Here is a 21,698-nt window from a genome sequence, read left to right on the forward strand (position 1 = left end):
CTCAGTCTGGCAGCACCGGCAGCAGCTCCGGGAGGTGTCCGTCGGACTCCTCGGCGGCCCGAACCCGCTCCTGCGGCACCTCGCCGTAGAGCGTCGTGCGGGGCCGGGCGGGCCGGCCGGCCGCCTCGGCGATGGCGACGAGGTCCTTGACGGAGCGGTACGACCCGTAACCGGAGCCGGCCATCCGGGAGATGGTCTCCTCCATCAGGGTGCCGCCCAGGTCGTTCGCGCCCGAGCGCAGCATCTCGGCGGCGCCGTCCGCGCCCAGCTTCACCCAGCTGGTCTGGATGTTCGGGATGTGCGGGTGGAGCAGGAGCCGCGCCATGGCGGTGACCGCGCGGTTGTCGCGGACCGTCGGGCCGGGGCGGGCGATGCCCGCGAGGTAGACCGGCGCGTTGGTGTGGATGAAGGGGAGCGTCACGAACTCGGTGAAGCCGCCGGTCTCCTGCTGGATGCGGGCGAGCGTGCGGAAGTGGCCGAGCCAGTGCCGGGGCTGGTCGACGTGGCCGTACATCATCGTGGAGGAGGAGCGGATGCCCAGCTCGTGGGCGGTGGTGACGACCTCGATCCAGGTGGCGGTGGGCAGCTTGCCCTTGGTGAGGACCCAGCGGACCTCGTCGTCGAGGATCTCGGCCGCCGTGCCGGGGATCGAGTCGAGGCCGGCCTCCTTCGCCGCCGTCAGCCATTCCCGTATGGACAGCCCGGTGCGGGTCGCCCCGTTGACGACCTCCATCGGGGAGAAGGCGTGCACGTGCATGCCCGGGACGCGTTCCTTGACCGCGCGGGCGATGTCGAAGTACGCGGTGCCCGGCAGGTCGGGGTGGATGCCGCCCTGCATGCAGACCTCGACCGCGCCGACCTCCCACGCCTGCTGGGCGCGGTCGGCGACCTGGTCGAGGGAGAGGGTGTAGGCGTCGGCGTCGGTGCGGCGCTGGGCGAACGCGCAGAAGCGGCAGCCGGTGTAGCAGACGTTGGTGAAGTTGATGTTCCGCGTGACGACGTACGTGACGTCGTCGCCGACGGCCGCCCGGCGGACGTCGTCGGCGATCCGGGTGAGGGCGTCGAGCGCGGGTCCGTCGGCGTGCAGGAGGGCGAGCGCCTCGTCGTCGGTGAGCCGCGTCGGGTCGTCGGCGGCGGTCGCCAGCGCGGCGCGGACGTCGGTGTCGATCCGCTGCGGGATCATGCCGGGCGCGGCGGCCTCGCGCAGCGACTCCCAGTCGCCGTAGACCTCGTCGAAGTCGTCCCGCCGGTCATGGGTCCGGCCGGTGGTGTCGATGGTGTGGTGCAGGTCGGTGCGGCCGGTGGCGGTGAACGCCTCGTCCGGCTCCTGCCAGGGCAGGCCGCGCACGACCGCGTCCGGGTCGGCGAGCCCGGTCTCCGGGTCGGCGAGGGCGCGCACGTGCGGGAGCAGCCGCGGGTCGAGCCAGGGCTCGCCCCGGCCGACGAACTCCGGGTAGACGCAGAGGCGTTCGCGCAGCTCGAAGCCGGCCGTGCGGGACTTCCCGGCGAGGGTGTCGATCTGCGGCCAGGGCCGCTCGGGGTTCACGTGGTCGATGGTGAGCGGGGAGACGCCGCCCCAGTCGTCGATGCCGGCGCCGATGAGCCGCCCGTACTCCTCGTCGACGAGGTTCGGCGGGGCCTGGAGGCAGGCGGAGGGGCCCATGATGTGCCGGGCGACGGCGATGGTCGCGACGAGGTCGTCGAGTTCGGCGTCGGGCATGCCGCGCATGGCCGTGTCCGGCTTGGCGCGGAAGTTCTGGATGATCAGCTCCTGGATGGAGTGGTAGGCGCGGGAGATGCGGCGCAGCGCGAACAGCGAGTCGGCGCGCTCCTCGTACGTCTCGCCGATGCCGATGAGCAGCCCGCTGGTGAAGGGGACGGAGGAGCGGCCGGCGTCCTCCAGCACCCGCAGCCGCACGGCCGGTTCCTTGTCCGGGGAGCCGTGGTGCGGGCCGCCGGGCTCGGACCAGAGCCGGGTCGCGGTCGTCTCCAGCATCATGCCCATGGACGGGGCGACCGGCTTGAGGCGCTGGAAGTCCGTCCAGGACAGCACGCCCGGGTTGAGGTGGGGCAGCAGGCCCGTCTCCTCCAGGATGCGGATGGCCATGGCCCGGACGTACGCGATCGTGTCGTCGTAGCCGTGCGCGTCCAGCCACTCGCGCGCCTCGGGCCAGCGGTCCTCCGGCTTGTCCCCGAGGGTGATGAGCGCTTCCTTGCAGCCCAGTTCGGCGCCGCGGCGGGCGATGTCCAGGACCTCGTCGGGCGACATGAACATCCCGTGGCCGGCCCGGCGCAGCTTGCCCGGCACGGTCACGAAGGTGCAGTAGTGGCACTTGTCCCGGCACAGCCGGGTGAGCGGGATGAAGACGCTCTTCGAGTACGTGATGACACCGGGCCGCCCGGCGGCCTCCAGCCCGGCGTCCCGCACCCGGCCGGCGGACGCCACGAGGTCGTCCAGGTCCGCCCCCCGCGCCTGCAGCAGCACGGCGGCCTCGGCGACGTCGAGGGCCACCCCGTCCCGGGCGCGCCTCAGGGCGCGGCGCATGGCGTTCTCGGTGGGGCGTTCGGCGCGTACGGGCTGCTGATCCGTCATGCACCGAGCATACGAGCGGGCCGCGGGATTGAGTACGCGTACTCAATCCCGCCCACCTGCGGATTCGTACGATGATCTTCCGCGAGGACGAGGACCCGACCTCCGGACTGGCCGTCACCGTCGTCTCCCGCTGCTTCCAGGAGACCCCCGGCGCCTCCCCTGCGCCCTGGACATCTGAGTACCCGCGCACGGCCCGTCTGAGATGTCGCCCCCATCCGGGCGGTACCCGGCCGGACGTAGCGTCCCGGTCATGACGAACGAGCTCATGGACGACGTGGCGGCGCCGCAGGCGCCGCTGCTGCGCAGCGCCCTGCGCGGCACCTTCCACCTCCTCCTCGCGGCGGTCGGCGTCCCCGTGCTGCTCGTGGTCGGGCTCGTCGTCGTGTACGCCGTCGAGCGGGGCACCGGCGAGGGGTTTCCCGAGGTGGCCCCGGCCGTGATGGCCGAGCGGGCCGCGTCGCGCACGCAGGAGCTCTACGACGTCGCGGGACTCGGGGGCGAGCTGCCCGCCGGGCAGGCCGGCGGGGACAACCGCGCGGCCGAGAACACCCTCTCCGCCGAGGTCTGCCACCCGGACGGACTGGAGAGCATCGCCGACGAGCCGGAGAAGGGCTCCTACCGACTCGGGCACGACTGGCGGATCGCCGGCGTCTCCGAGGCGGAGGGCGTGCCCGCGCTGCGCCGGCTCCGTGACCACCTGGAGAAGACCGGCTGGGACGTGACCGCTTTCCGTGAGAGCGGTCAGGACCGGGAGCTGCGGGCCGAGCGCCGCGACGGGGTGGGCGACGACCCGGAGCGGGTCGTCGTCACCTGGTGGTCGTACTGGCGGACCCTCGACGGGTTCACCGCGATGCCCTGCGCCTACGACCCCTCCGGGGTCGGCGGCGAGGACGCCGCGGACTCCCTGGAGCCCCCGACTCTCCGGTGACGCGGGCGGTCAGAGGAACCGCGCGTACGTGTCCAGCACCCCCAGCACCTCCGCCTCGTCGCCCGGCGGGAGTTGCAGCACGACCTCCTCGCAGCCCAGCTCCGCGTAGTGCGCGAGCTTGCCGGGGCTGGGCAGGACGGCGTACGGCACCACCTGGAGCGTGGCCGGGTCCCGGCCCGCCTTCTCGAACGCCTCGCGCAGGACGGGCACGGACTCGGTCAGGCCCCGGCCGCCGATCGGCATCCAGCCGTCCGCGTAGGCGGCGATGTGCGCGAACAGCTTCGGGCCGGCCGCGCCGCCCAGCAGGATGCGGGGCGCGCCGCCGCCCGGCTTGGGGTGGACGTGCGAGGCGCGCACCGAGACCCCCGACTCGCCTTCGTAGGCGGTCGGTTCCTCGGCCCAGAGCGCCTTCATCAGCGCCATCCGCTCCCGGCCCAGTTCGCGCCGGGTCGCCCATCGCACGCCGTGGTCGGCGGCCTCCTCCTTGTTCCAGCCGAAGCCGACGCCCAGGGTGAACCGGCCTCCGGAGAGGTGGTCGAGCGTGGCGACCTGCTTGGCCAGCCCGATGGGGTCGTGCTGCGCGATCAGGGTGACCCCGGTGCCGAGCGCGAGCCGTTCGGTGACGGCCGCGGCCTGCCCGAGGGCGACGAAGGGGTCGAGGGTGCGGGCGTACTCCGGGGGCAGGTCGCCGCCCGCCGGGTACGGGGTGGCCCGTTCGACGGGGATGTGCGTGTGCTCGGGGAGGTAGAGCCCGGCGAAGCCGCGCCGCTCCAGTTCGCGCGCGATCCGCACGGGCGTGATGGTCTCGTCGGTCAGGAAGATCGTGGTCGAGATCCGCATACGGGCACGGTAGGGGGTGCGGCCGGGATTTCCGAGAGTCACGACGTGAGGGGGGCGTGCGTTGTCCGGGAGTTCACGGGCTTCGAGCAGGGTGCCGGGCATGAGCGAACCGAGCAGACGGACGCTTCTCACGACGGGCGCCGCGTCCGCCCTTACCGTGGGTGGGGTGAGCTTCGCGCACGCCGGGGAGCAGGACCCCGGGGAGCGGGACGGCGGCGACCGTTCGGAGACGGTCGGCGGCACGCTGCCGCCCGGCTCCCCCGACTGCGTGTACCTCCCGGTCGAGATCCCGCGCGGGGTCCGCGAGATCCACGTCTCGTACACGTACGACCGGCCGGCCGTGCCCGCCGGGACGCAGGGCAACGCCCTGGACATCGGCCTCTTCGACCAGCGCGGAACGGCGCTCGGGGGCGAGGGGTTCCGGGGCTGGTCGGGCGGGGCGCGCAAGGAGTTCTTCCTGCGCACCGACGAGGCGACGCCCGGCTATGTCGCCGGTCCGCTGCGGGCCGGGACCTGGTGGGTGGTGCTCGCCCCGTACACGGTCGCGCCGCGGGGGCTCACGTACGCCGTGACGATCACCCTCCGCTTCGGTCCCTCGCTGCCCGCTGTCCGGCCCGTGTACCCGCCGGACCGGGCCGCGGGCAGGGGCAGGTCCTGGTACCGCGGCGACAGCCACCTGCACACCGTGTACTCGGACGGGCGCCGCACGCCGGCCGAGGTCGCCGCGCTCGCGCGCGCCGCCGGGCTCGACTTCCTGACCACCACCGAGCACAACACCCATGCCGGGCACGGCGCGTGGGCCGAGGCGGCCGGGGACGACCTGCTGGTCCTCCTCGGCGAGGAGATCACCACCCGCAACGGCCACGTGCTGGCAATCGGGACGGCGCCGGGCACGTTCGTGGACTGGCGCTACCGGGCGCGGGAGAACCGTTTCGGGCACTTCGCGCGCGAGATCCGCCGGGCGGGCGGCCTCGTCGTCCCGGCGCACCCGCACGCCACCTGCATCGGCTGCAACTGGAAGTTCGGCTTCGGCGACGCGGACGCGGTCGAGGTGTGGAACGGCCCCTTCACCCCGGACGACGAGGTGTCGCTGGCGGCCTGGGACGCGGCACTCGCCCGGGGCCGCCGGACGCCCGCGATGGGCAGCAGCGACGCCCACCGCGACCCGGACCGCGTGGGCACCCCGCAGACCGTGGTCCTGGCCGACGACCTGAGCCGGGAGGCGATCCTGGCGGGCCTGCGCGCGGGCCGCGCGTACGTCGCCGAGTCCTCGTCCGTCTCCCTGGACTTCGCGGTGACGGACGGCCGGGGCCGCTCGGCGGGGATCGGCGAGCGTCTCGCGGTCCCCGCGGACGAACCCGTCACCGTCCGCCTCACCGTGACGGGCGCCCCGGAGGGCGGCACGGTCCGCTTCGTCACGGACCAGGGCGTCCTGCACACGGCCCGGGCCACGGGCCCGGTGGAGTGGGTGACGACGGCCGCGTACGCGGGCTACGTCCGGGCGGAGGTCCGGCACCCGGCGGCGGCGCCCCCGCTGCCGGGTGCGCTCGCCGCCTTCACCAACCCGGTGTTCCTGGAGGTCAGCCGTCGTACTCCGTGAGGTCGATGGCGTGCACGCGCAGCGGGACGCGGAAGACCGGGTGCTCGGTGTCGCGCTCGGGGGTCATGCCGAGCTTGCGCATCACGTTCTCGGAGGCCGTGTTGCTGATGTGGGTGATGCTGATCACCCGGTCCAGACCGCGGTCCTGCAGGGCGAACTCCAGGGCCGCGTGGGCGGCCTCGGAGGCGTAGCCCTGGCCCCAGAACGGGCGCCCGAGCCGCCAGCCGATCTCCACGGCAGGCAGCACCTCGGGGAGGAAGTCCGGCACGGACAGACCGGCGAAGCCGATGAGTTCGCCGGAGGCGATGAGCTCGACGGCGAAGAGCCCGAAGCCCTCGTCGTCCCACTCCTCCTCCCAGCGCTCGATGTCCTCGGCGGTCTCCTCCAGGTCGCGGACCGACCCGTCGCCGATCCAGCGCATGACCTCCGGGTCGGCGTTGATCTCGGCCATCGGGACGAGGTCGTCGTCGGTCCAGCGTCGGAGGATGAGGCGGGGGGTGCGGATCTCGGTCATGACACCATCTTCCGTCATGCGGAGCGGGTCGGTCCGAGCGCCCGCTGCGTCGCGGCGAGGTCGCCGTAGCCCCCTTCCTGCCAGACGCGCTCGCGGAACTCCTGGAAGGTGAGCGGCCGGGTGTCCTCGCCGGGCACGTCCCGGAAGTGCACGGTGCCGCAGCGGTGGCAGTACCAGGCTCGTGACCAGAGGCGTTCGGCCTGGGCCCGGCCGCTCGTCAGCCGCGTGAACGCGCGGTGGCCGCGGACCTGCCGGACGAGGACCAGCACGGCCGCCGTCAGGGCGAGCGCCGAGACCACCGCGAGCCAGGCGAAGTCCGGCCACGCGGGACCGGCGGTGGGCAGCGCCTCCCCCGGTGCGTGGAAGATCCCGTTCTCGTCGAAGAACCCGCCGCCCTCGGCCACCGGGACGTCGTCGAGCCAGTGGCCCGCGCCGGCTCCGGCCACGAAGGTCCCGATCGCCACCAGGAGGGCCAGCACGCCGAGGCACCCGATCGCCCGGGACGGGGGGTCCGGCACGGGCGCCAGGGCCTCCGAGAGGGCGGTCGTCACCGGGCGGTCGACGGTGCGGTCATGGTGGTCGCCGGGATTGCGCTCTCGCACCCTGACCGTGTCCCGTCCCGCGAGGTACACGGCCGGTACGGCCTGCAACCGGTCCTCCCGGCCGCACCCCGGGCACTGCGGTGTCCTGGTCATGATTCCCCCTCGGACACGGCGGGCGCGTGTCGTCGGCACAGTGTCGTCGGGGACATGCCACAACGACGTCCGGCGTGTGTCACGACTTCGCATCCGCCGTGCGCGGCGGCCCACGCGGCGCCCGGGGAAGGGAAGGCCGTCCGGCGCCGCGGGCGCCGACCCCGCGTCATCGGAGGACGGCGAAAACCACCCGTGGGCAAGGCCGTTCGGCTGCTTGGATGACCGTCATGCTGAACCGACTCGAGACGTACTACGACACCGCGCCCCGATCCGCCGCCCGTGCGGAGGAGTTCGGGCCGCTCACCCTGTTCGTCCGGGAGGGCGAGGGCTGGCCGTTCTACGCCCGGCCCACCCTCGGGCACTCCGGGGAGGTGACGCCGGCCGAGGTGGACCGGGTCCGGGCGAGGCAGCGGGAGCTGGGGGCACCCGAGGCGTTCGAGTGGGTGGCGGAGACGACGCCGGGACTGCGGGCTGCGGTCGAGAAGAGCGGGCTCGTGGTCCACGAGCACCCGCTGATGGTCCTGACCGACGAGGACGTCCTCGCGCCCCTCCCGCTGCCCGAGGACGTCACGGTGCGGATGGTGGGCGCCGGCGATCCGGTCCTGCCGAGCGCGGTCGCCGCCCCGTACGCGGCCTTCGGCGCCGAGGCCACGCCGTCGGCCGTCGCCCAGGTCGCGGTGCGGATCGCCGAGGGGGCGACGCGCCTGGCGGCGGCGCTGGACCCGGAGGGCCACGCGCTCTCGGCCGGTCAGCACCAGCCCGTGGGGGCCGTCTCCGAGGTCGTCGGGGTGGGCACCCTGCCGTCCGCCCGCCGCCGGGGCCTGGGGCTCGCGGTGACCGCCGCCCTGGTGGCCGACGCCCGGGCCCACGGGGTGGAGACGGTCTTCCTGACGGCCTCGGACGCGGACGTGGCCCGGCTCTACGGGCGGCTGGGCTTCCGCACCGTCGCCACCGCCCTGATCGCGGAGCCCGCCGAACCGGCCGCCTGAACCCGGGTCGGGGAAGAAGCCGCCGAACCGGCCGCCCGACCCGGCCCGGCCGGCCCGACCCCGGCCCGACCCGGCCCCGGATCGAGAAAGAAGTCCGCGGTCGTGTCACATCCGCGTCGCCCGCTCCGTCATGACGGTGAGGCCGGCACAGGGACGGCCCGCACCGACCGCGGAGGAGCGATCACCATGCAGCACGAGATCAAGGCCCGGATGACCAACCCCGCCTACGTCCTGCCCGAGGCCGGCTCGGCCATCCAGGACCTGGTGAAGGCCACCCGGCAGGGCGGTGTCCCGGAGTCCGTCCTGGAGCTGGTGCACCTGCGGGCCAGCCAGATCAACAACTGCGGCTTCTGCGTGGACTACGGGGCGAAGAGCGCCAGGAAGGCGGGGGTGAGCGACGAGAAGCTGTTCGCCGTCGCCGCCTGGCGCGAGACCCCGTACTTCTCCGACGAGGAGCGCGCCGCGCTGGCGCTCGCCGAGGCCGCGACCCGGCTCGCCGACACCTCGGACGCCGTGCCGGACGCGGTCTGGGACGCGGCGGCCGATCACTTCGACGAGAAGCAGCTCGCCGCGATCGTGCTGATGGTGGGCCTCACCAACCTGTTCAACCGGCTCAACGTCACCGTCCGGCAGCCGGCCGGCGTGGGGCTGTGACGGGCGCCTCGCGCACCGGCGGCGCGTCGACGGGGTCCTCCGACCCGACGACCGGGCGGAAGTGCCCGATGCGCGGGCCCGCCCCGTTGCCGTGGGGGCGGAGGGCGGGATTCGGGGCGTCCGTAACCGGTCGGCGCCGTGTCGGACTGCTGCTGCTCGGTGTCGTGATCATGCTGGTGATGCAGCGCAGGAGCCCCGCCTTCTTCCGCGGCGAGGTGCTGACCAAGGAGACTCCCTCGCTGGTCGTCGCGGACTGACCGCGCGCGACCGGCGTCGGACACGGCGGAGGTGGCGGGCCCGTGGGGGGTCCCGTCACCTCCGTTCCGCGTCAGCGTCCCGGCAGGAGCCGCTGGACGGCGGCGTTGGCGGGCGGCAGGTCGGCGGGCGCCGGCTGCTTCTCGTCGGGGTTCAGGACGCCGCTGAGCGGGACGACCGTGGACAGGCCGACATCGCTCTCGGCGACGGCGGTACCGGCGGAGCCGAGCGAGCCGGCCACGGCGAGACCGGCCAGGGCGGCGGTGAGGATCTTCTTCATGCCCCGCCCAACGCCGCCGTCCAGCGGCTCCTGCCGGGACGCTGACGCGGAACGGAGGTGACGGGACCCCCCACGGGCCCGCCACCTCCGCCGTGTCCGACGCCGGTCGCGCGCGGTCAGTCCGCGACGACCAGCGAGGGAGTCTCCTTGGTCAGCACCTCGCCGCGGAAGAAGGCGGGGCTCCTGCGCTGCATCACCAGCATGATCACGACACCGAGCAGCAGCAGTCCGACACCGATCACGAAGACCGAGCCGACGCCGAAGACCGCGGAGCCGCTGCCGTAGGCCGGGTCCCACATGTCGTAGAGCGTCTTGCCGAAGACGGCCGTCAGCAGGAGGCCGCCCAGGACCGGGCAGAGACCCTTGTAGACGAAGTCGCGGCCGGAGCGGAAGAGCTCCTTGCGGAAGTACCAGGCGCAGGCGAACGCGGTGAGCGAGTAGTAGAAGCAGATCATCAGGCCGAGCGCGTAGATCGTGTCGACCAGGACGTTCTCGCTCACCAGGGTCATGACCGTGTAGAAGACGCCGGTCGCGACGCCGGCGATGACCGTGGCCTTGCCGGGGACCTTGAAGCGCGGGTGGACCTTCGCGAAGGACGCGGGCAGGGCCTCGTACGCCGACATCGCCAGCACCGTGCGGGCCACCGGGATGAAGGTCGTCTGGAGGCTGGCCGCCGCCGAGGCGAGGACCGCGACGAAGAGCAGGATGCCGAGGGCCGGGCCCATGACGGGGCCGGCGAGGGCGGCGAAGACGTTGTCGGAGGTCTCCGGGTTCGCGAGGCCCAGGCCCTTGTCGCCGGAGCCGACGGCCATCTGCGCGGCGATGCCGGTGGCGAGGTAGGAGGCGACCAGGACGACCATCGCGACCAGCGCGGCGCGGCCCGGGGTCTTCTCGCTGCCGGTGGTCTCCTCGTTGGTGGCCAGGCAGGCGTCCCAGCCCCAGTACATGAAGATCGACAGCGACAGGCCGGCGGTGAAGGCGGCGAAGGACTGGACGGCGAACGGGTTCATCCACGACCAGGAGAAGTCCAGGCCCGTGTCGAAGGTGCCGCTGCCCGCCTTCTGGAAGGCCATGGCGACGAAGACGACGAGGACGACGAGCTGGAGGCCGACGAGGGCGTACTGGATGCCCTTGGTGGCGGTCATGCCCCGGTAGCTGATCGCGGTGGCGACGGCGATGAGGGTCAGGCAGGTGAGGATGTGGACGGCCTTGTTGTCGTCCAGGGCGGCGATCGACGGATCACCGGTGATCTCGCCGGCCAGCAGCCAGAAGTAGGAGGTCGCGACGCCGGCCAGGTTGGACAGCACGATGATCGTCGCGATGACGAGGCCCCAGCCGCACATCCAGCCGATGCGCGGCCCGAAGGCCTTCACGGTCCAGGTGAACGAGGTGCCGCAGTCGGGCATGACCTTGTTCAGCTCGCGGTAGGCGAAGGCGACCAGCAGCATCGGCAGGAAGCCGGCCAGGAACACCGCGGGCATCTGCAGCCCGACCTCGCCGGCCGTGGAGCCGAGCGTGGAGGTCAGGCAGTAGACGGGGGCGACGGTCGAGATGCCGATGACGGCGCTGCCCAGCAGCCCGACCGAGTTGCCGCCGAGTCCCTTGGTGCGTACGCCCTGAGTGTCGCCCGAGGCGGGGACGACCCTTACCGTGTCTCCGGCCTGGGGCCGTGCATCCACCTGAGTCATGAACAGGACGTTAAGTGCTGCGGTTTCCACATCCGGAACACCGCAATCCGCTCACCTTCCCGATCTTCACCTTGCATTGCGAGGTGAAATCCGTGCACCCGCCAACGATTGGAAGATCCACTGCCGGGTGAGGCCGATCGATCGGTAGGCGTACCGATCGGTGTCCGATATGCGGGAACCGCAGCTGGGCCCGGAATGTCCGATTTCAAAATTTCCCGCGGGATTTTCCGGGCCGTTCCCCAAGCATGATCAACCGGGCCAGACCACCGCCTGCAGCTCGCTGTAGGCGTGCAGGGCGTAGGAGCCCACGTCCCGCCCCACCCCGCTCTTCTTGAACCCGCCGAAGGGCGCCTCCATGTTGCGCCCCACCGTGTTCACTCCGACCCCGCCGGCCCGCAGCCGCGCCGCGACGCGGAACGCGCGGGCCGTGTCCCCGGACCAGACGTAGTCGATCAGCCCGTAGTCGCTGTCGTTGGCCAGCGCGATCCCCTCCTCCTCGTCGTCGAAGGGGACGACCACGACGACCGGTCCGAAGATCTCCTCCCGGACCACCCGCATCGTGTTCGTGCAGTCGGCCAGCAGGGTGGGCGCCACGTAGAAGCCGCGGTCGAGGTCAGGCCGCTCGCCGCCGGCGACCACCCGGGCCCCCTCCTTGCGGCCCAGTTCGACGTACGACTCCACGCGGTCGCGGTGGGCCGCCGAGATCACCGGGCCGACGACCGTGCCGCGTTCCCGGGGATCGCCCACCTTCATGAAGGCCAGGTAGCCGGTCAGCTTCTCGATCAGACGGTCGTGGATCCCGCGCTGGGCGAGCACCCGGGTCGGGGCCGTGCAGATCTGCCCGCTGTAGAAGGCGAAGGTGGTGCCGATGCCCGTGACCGCCGCGTCCAGGTCGGCGTCGTCGAGGACCAGGGCCGCGCCCTTGCCGCCCAGCTCCATCAGCTGCCGCTTCATGTCGCGGCCGCAGACCTCGCCGATGCGCTGCCCGACGGCCGTGGAGCCGGTGAAGGACACCATGTCGACGTCGGGCGAGTCGACCGCCGCCTCCCCGACCCCGGGAGCCGAGCCGGTGACGACGTTCACGACGCCGGCCGGGACGCCCGCCTCCTCCAGCGCCCGCGCCATCGCGTACACGGAGAGCGGGTCCTGCGGCGCGGGCTTGACCACCACCGTGTTGCCCATGGCCAGGGCCGGGGCGACCTTGCCCGCCGGGTTGGCCCAGGGGTTGTTGTACGAGGTGATGCAGGTGACCACGCCCACCGGGCGGCGCACGGCGAGCGCGCCGAAGACCCCGGCCCTGCCCATCGGACCCGCCTCGTTGATCTGCGGGGGCAGCGCCTGCTCGACCGGCTCCAGGGCGCCGCGCGCGTACCGGCGGAACCGGGAGACGCCGACGGCGACCTGCATCCCGCGGGCGGTCCCGGTGGTCGCGCCGGTCTCGGCCTGGGCGAGGGCGGTGAGGCGGTCGGCGTCGCGGGCCATGATGTCCGCGGCCCGGTCCAGGAGCGCGGCGCGCTCCTCCGGCCGCGTCCGGGACCAGGCGCCGAAGGCCGCGCGGGCGGCGGCGGCCGCCTCGTGCACCTGCGCCCGGGAGGCCTCGGGGGCGAGGCCGACGACCTCCTCGGTGGCCGGGTCGATCACCTCGTAGTGCCCGCCGTCGGGCTCGGTCCACGTGCCCCCGATGAAGAGGCTCTCGGTACGGGTCATCGCGTCGACACCGTCCTCGTGTCCCGGCCGGATCGCAGTACCCGGCCCGGTATCGCGCCGGTCACCTCGTCGTCGCGGACGGTCTCCACGCCGTTGACGCGGACCGAGACGACGCCGACCGCCCGCGAGTCCAGCCGCGGGCTGTCGCCGGGCAGGTCGTGCACGAGGGTCGCCGGTCCGGCGTCGATGCGCTCGGGATCGAAGAGGACCAGGTCGGCGTGGAAGCCCTCCTCGATCCTGCCCCGCTCGCGCAGCCCGAAGAGCCGGGCGGGGTCGTCGCTGAGCATCTTCACCGCCTGCTCCAGCGGCACCAGCTTCCGGCCGCGCAGGCAGTCGCCGAGGAAGCGGGTGGTGTACGGCGCCCCGCACATCCGGTCCAGGTGGGCGCCCGCGTCGGAGCCGCCCAGCATCACGTCCTCGTGCTCCCAGGTCTCGCGGCGCAGCGCCCAGGAGGCCGGGTCGTTGTCCGAGGGCATCGGCCACAGGACGGTCCGCAGGTCGTCGTTGGCGCAGACCTCGACCAGGCACTGGAAGGCGTCCTGGCCACGCTCGGCGGCGATGTCCCGGACGACGCGACCGGTCAGGCCCTCGTTCTCGGCGCTGTACGTGTCCCCGATGACGTAGCGGTCGAAGCGGGCGAGGCGCCGGAAGACGCCGGCCTCGCGGGAGTCGGCGCGGCGGAGCATCTCCGTGCGGACCTGCGGGTCGCGCAGCCGCGCGATCCGTTCGGGCACCGGCAGCGCGAGGATCTCGCCCCAGCCGGGGATGAGGTTGAGGGCGCAGAAGGTACCCAGCGACATGTTCATCGGGGTCAGGATCGGCATGGTGAGGGCGACGATCCGGCCGCCGGACTTGCGGGCCCGCTCGGAGGCGACGAGCTGGCGCGGCACGCGTTCCGGCACGGCGGCGTCGATGGTGAGGACGTTCCAGTTGAGCGGCCGGCCGGCCGCCGCCGTCATCTCGACGAAGAGGTCGATCTCGGCGTCGGAGAACTGGTCGAGGCAGCCGGCGAGGATCGCCTCGATCTGGGTTCCCTCGTGCTCGCCGACGGCTCTGGAGAGCGCGATCAGTTCCGCCGGGGTGGCGTGCCGGGAGGGGACGGGGGCGCCGWCSCCGTCGGAGTGGGTGGCGGACTGGGTGGTGGACAGGCCCCAGGCGCCCGCGTCCATGGCCTCGTGGAGGAGCCGTTCCATCGCCCGCAGCTGGGCGTCGGTGGGCTGTCCGCCGACGGCGTCGGCGCCCATCACGTACCGGCGCAGGGCGCAGTGCCCGACCATGAACCCGGCGTTGACGGCGATCCGCCCTTCGAGGGCGTCGAGGTACTCCGCGAAGGAGGACCAGGACCAGTCGACCCCGTCCTCCAGGGCCGCCAGGGCCATGCCCTCGACCTTGGACATCATGCGCCGGGTGTAGTCGGCGTCCTCGGGCCGGTCGGGGTGCAGGGGTGCGAGGGTGAAGCCGCAGTTGCCGCCGGCGACGGTGGTGACGCCGTGGTTCATGGAGGGGGTCGCGAAGGGGTCCCAGAACAGCTGGGCGTCGTAGTGGGTGTGCGGGTCGACGAACCCCGGGGCGAGGACGAGCCCGGTGGCGTCCTCGCTGCTCGCGGCCTGTTCGGTGACGGTGCCCGGCTCGGCGACGAGGGCGATGCGCCCGTCCCGTAGACCGACGTCGGCGACGCGGGCGGGGGCGCCGGTGCCGTCCACGACGGTGGCCCCCTTGATCAGGTGATCGAGCATGACGTCCCTTTCCTCACGTGGACCACATGGACGCGCCCCGGCCGGGGACGCGGTAGCCGGCCGCGGCTACGACGTCCCCGACCGGGGCAGGTACGGAGCGGCGGTCCGGGAAGACACCGCCCCGCGCTCGCGGGTGGGAGGGGCACCGGAGGGCCCGCCCCGCCCCGTCAGGAACCCGCGGCCTGGCGGAAGCGGGTGGTGCGGTGGACGGGGTCCGTGTCGATCTTGGGGATCACGTGCTCGCCGATCAGCTTGATCGTGTTCATCGTGTCCTCGTACGAGACCCCGATCGGCAGACCGAAGGACAGCTGGTCGGCCCCGGCCTGCTCCCAGCGCTTGCACTGGCGCAGCACCTCCTCCGGGTCGCCGCAGATCATCAGTTCCTCGGCGATGAGGAGTTCGATGATCTCCGCGCTGTACTCCGGCAGGAGTTCGGGCCACTCGGGGATGCCCTCGGGCCGCGGGAAGGTGTCGTGGTAGCGGAAGAGCAGCGACTGGAGGTAGTTGAGGCCGCCGCCGACCGCGATCTCGACGGCCTTGTCGTGGGTCTCCGCGCAGATCGCCGTGGAGGTCACCATGACGTTGTCGTTGACGAAGTCGCCGACCGCCTTGGCCTCCTTGATCGCCGTCTTGTACGACTCGACGACCCACTCCATGTCGGAGACCTTCTGCACGCTGAAGCCCAGGACGCCCAGGCCCTTCTTCCCCGCCATCGCGTAGGAGGAGGGCGAGCCGGCGGCGTACCACATGGCCGGGTGGGACTTGCCGTACGGCTTGGGCAGGATCTTGCGGGGCGGCAGGGACCAGTGCTTGCCCTGGAAGCCGACGTACTCGTCCTGGAGCCACATCTTGGGGAACTCGGCGATCGTCTCCTCCCAGATCTCCTTCGTGTGGTTCATGTCGGTGATGCCCGGCATGAACCCGAGGATCTCGTGGGAGCCCGCGCCGCGGCCGGAGCCGAACTCGAAGCGGCCGGCGGAGAGGTGGTCGAGCATGGCGACCTTCTCGGCCACCTTGACCGGGTGGTTCACGGGTGCGAGGGGGTTGAAGATGCCCGACCCGAGGTGGATCCGGTCGGTGGCGTGGGCGAGGTAGCCGAGGTAGACGTCGTTCGCCGACAGATGGGAGTACTCCTCCAGGAAGTGGTGCTCGGAGGCCCAGGCGTACTTGAACCCGGATCGGTCCGCCTGGATGACGTACTCGGTCTCCTCCATCAGCGCCTTGTGCTCGGCCTCGGGATCGGTCTCGGCGCGCTTGCCGACGTATCCCTGTACGAAGATCCCGAATTCCAAGGGGTTCACCGTCCTCGTTATTTCTGACGTACCGTCAGATTCTCGATGTGCCCGACTTTCGCACCGCCGCGCGGGTGCGTCAATACCTGACGGCACGTCAGCTGAGTCCCGTCCGGGCGGGCCCGGGAGGGCCGCCCGGACGGGAGCCGAAAGGTCAGAAGAGGCTGACGCCGGCCAGCCAGCCGCCGTCGACCACGAACGGCTGGCCCGTGATGTAGGCCGAGTCCTCCCCGGTCAGGAACAGCGCGAGGGCCGCGACCTCCTCCGGCCGTCCGATGCGGCCGAGCGGCACGAGCTTGCGGTACAGCTCCTCGGTCGCCGCCGGGTCCACGCCCTCGGGGTTGCTCATCGGGGTGTCGATCGCGCCGGGGCAGACCGCGTTCACCCGGATGCCCCGCCCCGCCAGCTCCAGGGCCGCGACGCGGGTGAGCCCGAGCACGGCGTGCTTGCTGGCGGCGTAGGCGCCGACGCCCGCCATGCCGGTGAGACCCGTGTACGAGGCGGTGTTCACGATGGTGCCGCCGCCCGCCTCGGCGATCTCGGGCGCGACGGTACGGATGCCCAGGAAGCAGCCGACCTGGTTGACCTGCACGATGGCCTGGAACTCGTCGAGCGGGGTGGCGACCAGCTCGTTGAACCGCAGGATGCCCGCGTTGTTCACCAGGCCGTCGATCCGGCCGAAGCGCTCGCGCGCCCGGGCGACGGCCGCGGACCAGTCCTCCTCGCGGGTGACGTCGAGGCGGACGTACGCGGCCCGCTCCTCCCCCAGCTCCTTGGCCAGCGCCTCGCCGGCGTCGTCGAGGACGTCCCCGAGGAGGACCTTCGCCCCCTCGGCGACGAAGAGCCGCGCCTCCTGCTCGCCCTGCCCGCGCGCCGCGCCCGTGATGACGACGACGCGCCCGTCCAGCTTGCCCATGCCCTGCCACGCTCCTCAGTTCAGGTGTGGTGCGACCTCCGCGGCGAACGCCGCCATCTGGTCGACGAGTTCGGTACGGCTCCGGGAGCGGAACCGGACCTGGATCTGGTGCACGCCCATCTCCCCGTACGCCCGCAGCGACGCCGCGATGTCCTGCGCCTTGCCCGTCAGGGTGCGCCGCCCGACCTCCCAGCCGGCCTCGCCGACGTAGAGCGGCTCGACGATGGCCCCCACCGTGATCGGGGCCTCGACACCGGCCYCGGCCCGCAGTCGCAGCAGCTTCGCGATCTGAGCGGGGAGCCGGTCGCGCGGATCGCCCTGGGGCAGCCAGCCGTCCCCCCGCACCGCCGCCCGGCGCACGGCGGCCGGCGACGATCCGCCGACCCAGACGGGCACCCGCTCCTGGGCGGGCCGGGGCCGCTGCCCGAGGTCCTTGAAGGCGAAGCGCTCGCCGGAGAACTCCGGGTACTCCTCCGGCCCGAGGGCCGACTTCAGCGCGTCGATCGTCTCGTCGAGGACCCGCCCGCGGCCCGTGAAGTCCGCGCCGACGGCGTCGAACTCCTCCTCCACGTGACCCGCCCCCACCCCGAGGACCAGCCGTCCGCCGGAGAGGTGGTCGAGGGTCGCGTACGCCTTGGCGGACACCAGTGGATGCCGCAGCCCCACGATCGCGACGTGCGAGAGCAGCCGGACCCGCTCGGTGGCGGCGGCGAGGTAGGAGAGCGTGGCGACCGGGTCGTACCAGACGGTGCCCATGGGCCCGGCGAGCCGGCGCGGGATGGCGACGTGGTCGCAGCTCGCGATGTAGTCGAAGCCGCAGCGGTCGGCGGCCCGGGCGATCTCGACGAGATCACCCGGACCGGCCCCGGCCTCCCAGGCCTCGGCGTAGAGGGTGCTCTGCGACTGGACCGGGAGCTGCATCCCGTAGGACACCATGGACCCCACCCCTTACCTGACGATCCGTCAGTTAAATGAAGGAGCCCATCGTCATCGCTGACGGACCATCAGGCAAGGGGTGTGCCGGACCGCTTTCCCGCACGGAGCCCCGCGCCACCGGACCGGCGCGCGGCCGGCACCGGTCCGTCCCCCGGGCACGCCCTACGGACGCCAGAGTCCGTCCGGTGTCAGCCCCAGCAGCTCGATCGCGTTGCCGCGCACGATCCGCTCGACCACGTCCGGGGCCAGGTGCCCCATCTGCGCCTCTCCGACCTCGCGGGACTTGGGCCAGGTGGAGTCGGAATGCGGGTAGTCGGTCTCGTAGAGGACGTTGCCGACGCCGATCGCGTCGAGGTTCCGCAGACCGAAGGCGTCGTCGAAGAAGCAGCCGTGGACGTGCTCGGCGAAGAGCTCCGACGGCCGGCGCAGCACCTTGTCCGCCACGCCGCCCCAACCCCGGTTCTCCTCCCAGACGACGTCGGCGCGCTCCAGGATGTACGGGATCCAGCCGATCTGGCCCTCCGCGTACATGATCCGCAGGTTCGGGAAACGCTCGAACTTGCCGCTCATCAGCCAGTCCACCATCGAGAAGCAGCAGTTGGCGAAGGTGATGGTGGAGCCGACGGCGGGCGGGGCGTCCGCCGAGGTGCTGGGCATCCGGCTCGACGAGCCGATGTGCATGGCGACGACGGTGCCGGTCTCGTCGCAGGCCCGCAGGAACGGGTCCCAGTAGTCGGTGTGCACCGACGGCAGCCCGAGGTGCGGAGGGATCTCGGAGAAGGCGACGGCCCGCACGCCCCGGGCGGCGTTGCGACGGACCTCGGCGGCGGCCAGCTCGGCGTCCCACAGGGGCACCAGGGTGAGCGGGATCAGCCGGCCGGCCGCCTCGGGGCCGCACCACTCCTCGACCATCCAGTCGTTGTAGGCGCGGACACCGAGGAGGCCCAGCTCGCGGTCCCCGGCCTCGGTGAAGGTCTGCCCGCAGAAGCGCGGGAAGGTGGGGAAGCAGAGCGCGGACTGGACGTGGTTGACGTCCATGTCGGCGAGCCGGTCGGGGACGGAGAAGGAGCCGGGGCGCATCTGCTCGTACGTGATCACCTCCAGCCTGATCTCGTCCCGGTCGTAGCCGACGGCGGTGTCGAGCCGGGTGAGCGGGCGGTGCAGGTCCTCGTACACCCACCAGTCACCGATCGGCCCGTCGTCGCCGGGCGCGCCCATGACGGGGGCGAACTTGCCGCCGAGGAAGGTCATTTCCTTCAGGGGGGCGCGGACGACGCGCGGACCGGTGTCCCGGTACTTCGACGGGAGCCGGTCCTGCCAGACGTGCGGAGGCTCCACGGTGTGGTCGTCCACCGAGATGATCTTCGGGAAGGTCTCCATGTCCGTCACGGTAGCGCTCATCTGACGACCCGTCAGCTAGTCGGGGGGCGGATCCTGTGCAGACGGTCACCCGATGCTGACGCGCGGCCCACGGACAAGGCAGACTGTCTTGGGCGAAACCAGCGGTACGGGCAGGGGGAGCTATGGACCGTGAGAACGGCTCGCGGGTGCCGGAGCAGCGGACTCCGGCGACGGGTTCCGACGACGCCGGCCGGGAGCAGGCCGCCGATCTGCGCTTCGGCGTGCTCGGACCCGTGCGGGCCTGGCGGAACGGCGAGGCACTCCCCTCGGGCTCGCCGCAGCAGCGTGCCCTGCTGGCGGCGCTGCTGCTGCGCGACGGGCGCACGGCCACCGCCTCCGAGCTGATCGACGCGATCTGGGGCGAGGAACCCCCCTCGCAGGCGCTGGCCGCCGTACGCACCTACGCCTCACGGCTGCGCAAGATCCTCGACCCCGGGGTCCTGGTCAGCGAGTCCGGCGGCTACGCCATCAGGGCGAGCGCCGACTCCCTGGACCTGAGCGTCGCCCAGGAGCTGGCGGCCGAGGCCGAGAAGCTGCGGTCGGCCGGCGACCGCGCCACGGCCCGCGCCCGGCTCAACAAGTCCCTCGGCCTGTGGGACGGCGAGGCGCTGGCCTCGGTGCCCGGTCCGTACGCCGAGACCCAGCGGACGCGCCTGGAGGAGTGGCGGCTGCAGCTCCTGGAGACCCGGCTCGACATGGACCTGGAGGTCGGCGCGCACGCGGAGGCGGTGTCCGAGCTGACCGCCCTGACCGCGGCGCACCCTCTGCGGGAGCGGCTGCGCGAACTGCTGATGCTGGCCCTCTACCGCAGCGGACGGCAGGCGGAGGCGCTCGCGGTGTACGCGGACACGCGCCGCCTCCTCGCCGACGAGCTGGGCGTGGACCCGTGCGCCGAACTGTCCCGTCTCCAGCAGCGGATCCTCCAGGCCGACGCCGAGCTGGACCGCCCGGTGGAGGAGGCCTCCCGGGCCGCGGCCCCGGCCGCCCGGCCCGCTCAGCTTCCGGCGACGGTGCCCGACTTCACCGGCCGCGGCTCCTTCGTACGGGAGCTGGGCGACCGGCTCGCCACCGCCGAGGGCTCCGTGATGGCCGTCTCGGCGCTCGCGGGCATCGGCGGCGTCGGCAAGACCACGCTCGCGGTGCACGTGGCGCACGAGGCCCGGCCGCACTTCCCGGACGGCCAGCTCTACGTCGACCTCCAGGGCGCGGGCTCGCGGGCCGCCGCGCCGGAGACCGTGCTCGGCGCCTTCCTGCGGGCCCTGGGCACCCCCGACGCGGCCATCCCCGACTCACTGGACGAGCGGGCGGCGCTGTACCGCTCCACCCTCGACGGCCGGCGGATCCTGGTCCTGCTCGACAACGCGCGCGACGCGGCCCAGATCCGGCCGCTGCTGCCGGGCACGGCGGGCTGCGCGGCCCTGGTGACCAGCCGGATCCGGATGGTGGACCTGGCCGGCGCGCACCTGGTGGACCTGGACGTCATGTCCCCCGAGGAGGCGCTCCAGCTCTTCACCCGGATCGTCGGCGCCGAGCGGGTGCAGGCGGAGCGCGAGGCGGCGCTGGACGTCGTGGCGGCCTGCGGCTTCCTGCCGCTGGCGATCCGCATCGCCGCCTCCCGGCTGGCCGCCCGCCGCACCTGGACGGTCTCGGTGCTGGCGGCCAAGCTCGCCGACGAGCGCCGCCGGCTGGACGAACTCCAGGCGGGCGATCTCGCGGTCAAGGCGACCTTCGAACTCGGCTACGGACAGCTGGAGCCGGCCCAGGCCCGCGCCTTCCGCCTGCTCGGCCTCGCGGACGGCCCGGACATCTCGCTCGCGGCGGCGGCGGCCGTCCTGGACCTCCCGCCGCACGACACCGAGGACCTCCTCGAGGCCCTCGTCGACACCTCCCTGCTCGAGTCGGCGGCCCCGGGCCGCTACCGCTACCACGACCTCGTCCGCCTCTACGCGCGTGCGTGCGCGGAGCGTGACGAACACCCGCCGGTGGAAAGGGATCTGGCGCTGTCGCGACTGCTGGACTTCTACCTGTCGACCGCGGCCCGGGTGTACGCGATCGAGCGGCCGGGCGACCGGACGGTCGCGCACCTGGAGGCCACCTCGCACGCGGGGCTCGCGTTCGCCGACCACGCCGAGGCCCTCGACTGGCTGCACGCCGAGGCGGACTGCGTGCTGGCCTGCGTGCAGCAGTCCCTCGGGCCCGCGTCCCTGCGCCGGGCCGTCGACCTCCTGATGGCGACGAAGGACCTGGCCGAGTCGGGCATCAACGCCCGGCGGTACGAGATGGCGACCGTGGCCGCCCGGGACGCCGCCCGCACGGCCGGCGACGCCCGCTCCGAGGGCAGGGCCCGCACCACGCTGACCCAGGTGTACAGCACCGCCGGCCGGTTCGAGGAGGCCGACGGGGAGGCCCATCTCGCCATGGACCTCGGACGTGCGTCCGGGGACCCCTGGACGTGCGGGAACGCGCCCAACGAGCGGGGCATCCTCGCGCTGTACGAGAACCGCCACGTCGACGCCGAAGCCCACCTCTCCCGTGCCCGCGACGCCTTCCGCGCCGACGCGAACCGGCCCGGCGAGGCCAGCGCTCTGTGCAACCTCTCCCGCGTGCACCTGGCCACCGGTCGTGTCGCCAGCGCCGTCGAGCTCGCCGAGCAGGGCATCACCATCTACGAGAA

Annotated in this window: 17 protein-coding genes and 1 pseudogene; 6 read left to right on the forward strand and 12 right to left on the reverse strand. The window is 72.9% G+C overall.

Features of this window, described 5'->3' with window-relative positions; all coding sequences use genetic code 11:
- Position 1 precedes the first annotated feature (1 nt).
- On the reverse strand, positions 2-2,593 hold the full coding sequence (locus EAO71_RS16485) for a bifunctional FO biosynthesis protein CofGH (protein WP_147978415.1): 2,592 nt from the start codon (positions 2,591-2,593) through the stop codon (positions 2-4).
- A gap of 250 nt (positions 2,594-2,843) precedes the next feature.
- Here EAO71_RS16485 and EAO71_RS16490 point away from each other — a divergent pair, with 250 nt between their 5' ends.
- Positions 2,844-3,521, forward strand: coding sequence for a hypothetical protein (locus tag EAO71_RS16490; protein ID WP_147978416.1), 678 nt, complete (start codon positions 2,844-2,846; stop codon positions 3,519-3,521).
- 9 nt (positions 3,522-3,530) lie between these two features.
- On the opposite strand, the gene EAO71_RS16495 is transcribed toward EAO71_RS16490, so the two are convergent.
- Positions 3,531-4,361, reverse strand: coding sequence for an LLM class F420-dependent oxidoreductase (locus tag EAO71_RS16495; RefSeq protein ID WP_147978417.1), 831 nt, complete (start codon positions 4,359-4,361; stop codon positions 3,531-3,533).
- 100 nt (positions 4,362-4,461) lie between these two features.
- Here EAO71_RS16495 and EAO71_RS16500 point away from each other — a divergent pair, with 100 nt between their 5' ends.
- On the forward strand, positions 4,462-5,961 hold the full coding sequence (locus EAO71_RS16500) for a CehA/McbA family metallohydrolase (protein WP_147978418.1): 1,500 nt from the start codon (positions 4,462-4,464) through the stop codon (positions 5,959-5,961).
- On the opposite strand, the gene EAO71_RS16505 is transcribed toward EAO71_RS16500, so the two are convergent.
- Together EAO71_RS16505 and EAO71_RS16510 are read right to left on the reverse strand one after the other, a co-directional pair.
- Positions 5,942-6,475 carry a GNAT family N-acetyltransferase gene (locus EAO71_RS16505; RefSeq protein WP_147978419.1) on the reverse strand — a complete coding sequence of 178 codons (534 nt, stop codon included), beginning with the start codon at positions 6,473-6,475 and terminating at the stop codon, positions 5,942-5,944. The genes EAO71_RS16500 and EAO71_RS16505 overlap by 20 nt on opposite strands.
- 14 nt (positions 6,476-6,489) lie before the next feature.
- Complete coding sequence (locus tag EAO71_RS16510) at positions 6,490-7,170, reverse strand: COX15/CtaA family protein (RefSeq protein WP_147978420.1); 681 nt, start codon at positions 7,168-7,170, stop codon at positions 6,490-6,492.
- A 218-nt stretch (positions 7,171-7,388) separates the two neighbouring features.
- Between EAO71_RS16510 and EAO71_RS16515 the strand changes: the two genes are divergently transcribed.
- From EAO71_RS16515 to EAO71_RS16525, 3 genes and pseudogenes are all read left to right on the forward strand, one after another.
- Entirely contained in the window at positions 7,389-8,159 is a 771-nt protein-coding gene (locus EAO71_RS16515; RefSeq protein ID WP_147978421.1) for a GNAT family N-acetyltransferase, read from the forward strand.
- Between the two features lie 186 nt (positions 8,160-8,345).
- On the forward strand, positions 8,346-8,813 hold the full coding sequence (locus EAO71_RS16520) for a carboxymuconolactone decarboxylase family protein (protein ID WP_261992163.1): 468 nt from the start codon (positions 8,346-8,348) through the stop codon (positions 8,811-8,813).
- A 92-nt stretch (positions 8,814-8,905) separates the two neighbouring features.
- Positions 8,906-9,070: pseudogene (locus tag EAO71_RS16525) on the forward strand (amino acid transporter); the annotation flags it as partial.
- A 71-nt stretch (positions 9,071-9,141) separates the two neighbouring features.
- Here EAO71_RS16525 and EAO71_RS16530 read toward each other — a convergent pair.
- From EAO71_RS16530 to EAO71_RS16565, 8 genes are all read right to left on the reverse strand, one after another.
- Positions 9,142-9,348: a hypothetical protein gene (locus tag EAO71_RS16530; protein ID WP_147978423.1), complete on the reverse strand. Its 207-nt coding sequence runs from the start codon at positions 9,346-9,348 to the stop codon at positions 9,142-9,144.
- Positions 9,349-9,464: 116 nt separating this feature from the next.
- On the reverse strand, positions 9,465-11,036 hold the full coding sequence (locus EAO71_RS16535) for an APC family permease (protein ID WP_147978424.1): 1,572 nt from the start codon (positions 11,034-11,036) through the stop codon (positions 9,465-9,467).
- Between the two features lie 249 nt (positions 11,037-11,285).
- Complete coding sequence (locus EAO71_RS16540; RefSeq protein WP_147978425.1) at positions 11,286-12,743, reverse strand: aldehyde dehydrogenase family protein; 1,458 nt, start codon at positions 12,741-12,743, stop codon at positions 11,286-11,288.
- On the reverse strand, positions 12,740-14,479 hold the full coding sequence (locus EAO71_RS16545) for an N-acyl-D-amino-acid deacylase family protein (protein ID WP_147978426.1): 1,740 nt from the start codon (positions 14,477-14,479) through the stop codon (positions 12,740-12,742). Before EAO71_RS16545 ends, EAO71_RS16540 begins: the two co-directional genes overlap by 4 nt.
- A gap of 167 nt (positions 14,480-14,646) precedes the next feature.
- The gene (locus EAO71_RS16550; protein WP_147979345.1) at positions 14,647-15,771 is read right to left on the reverse strand and encodes an LLM class flavin-dependent oxidoreductase; all 1,125 of its coding nucleotides are present in this window, start codon (positions 15,769-15,771) and stop codon (positions 14,647-14,649) included.
- Positions 15,772-15,925: 154 nt separating this feature from the next.
- Positions 15,926-16,687 carry an SDR family NAD(P)-dependent oxidoreductase gene (locus tag EAO71_RS16555; RefSeq protein WP_147978427.1) on the reverse strand — a complete coding sequence of 254 codons (762 nt, stop codon included), beginning with the start codon at positions 16,685-16,687 and terminating at the stop codon, positions 15,926-15,928.
- A 15-nt stretch (positions 16,688-16,702) separates the two neighbouring features.
- On the reverse strand, positions 16,703-17,623 hold the full coding sequence (locus EAO71_RS16560) for an LLM class F420-dependent oxidoreductase (RefSeq protein WP_147978428.1): 921 nt from the start codon (positions 17,621-17,623) through the stop codon (positions 16,703-16,705).
- 162 nt (positions 17,624-17,785) lie between these two features.
- Positions 17,786-19,003 (reverse strand): amidohydrolase family protein, encoded by a 1,218-nt coding sequence (locus tag EAO71_RS16565; RefSeq protein ID WP_147978429.1) that lies wholly within the window; start codon positions 19,001-19,003, stop codon positions 17,786-17,788.
- A gap of 143 nt (positions 19,004-19,146) precedes the next feature.
- Here EAO71_RS16565 and EAO71_RS16570 point away from each other — a divergent pair.
- Positions 19,147-21,698 (forward strand): AfsR/SARP family transcriptional regulator (locus EAO71_RS16570; protein ID WP_147979346.1); only part of this gene is annotated, 2,552 nt, incomplete at its 3' end.

The sequence above is a fragment of the Streptomyces sp. MS191 genome, from assembly GCF_008042125.1.
In the GTDB taxonomy this organism is placed as follows: Bacteria; Actinomycetota; Actinomycetes; order Streptomycetales; family Streptomycetaceae; genus Streptomyces.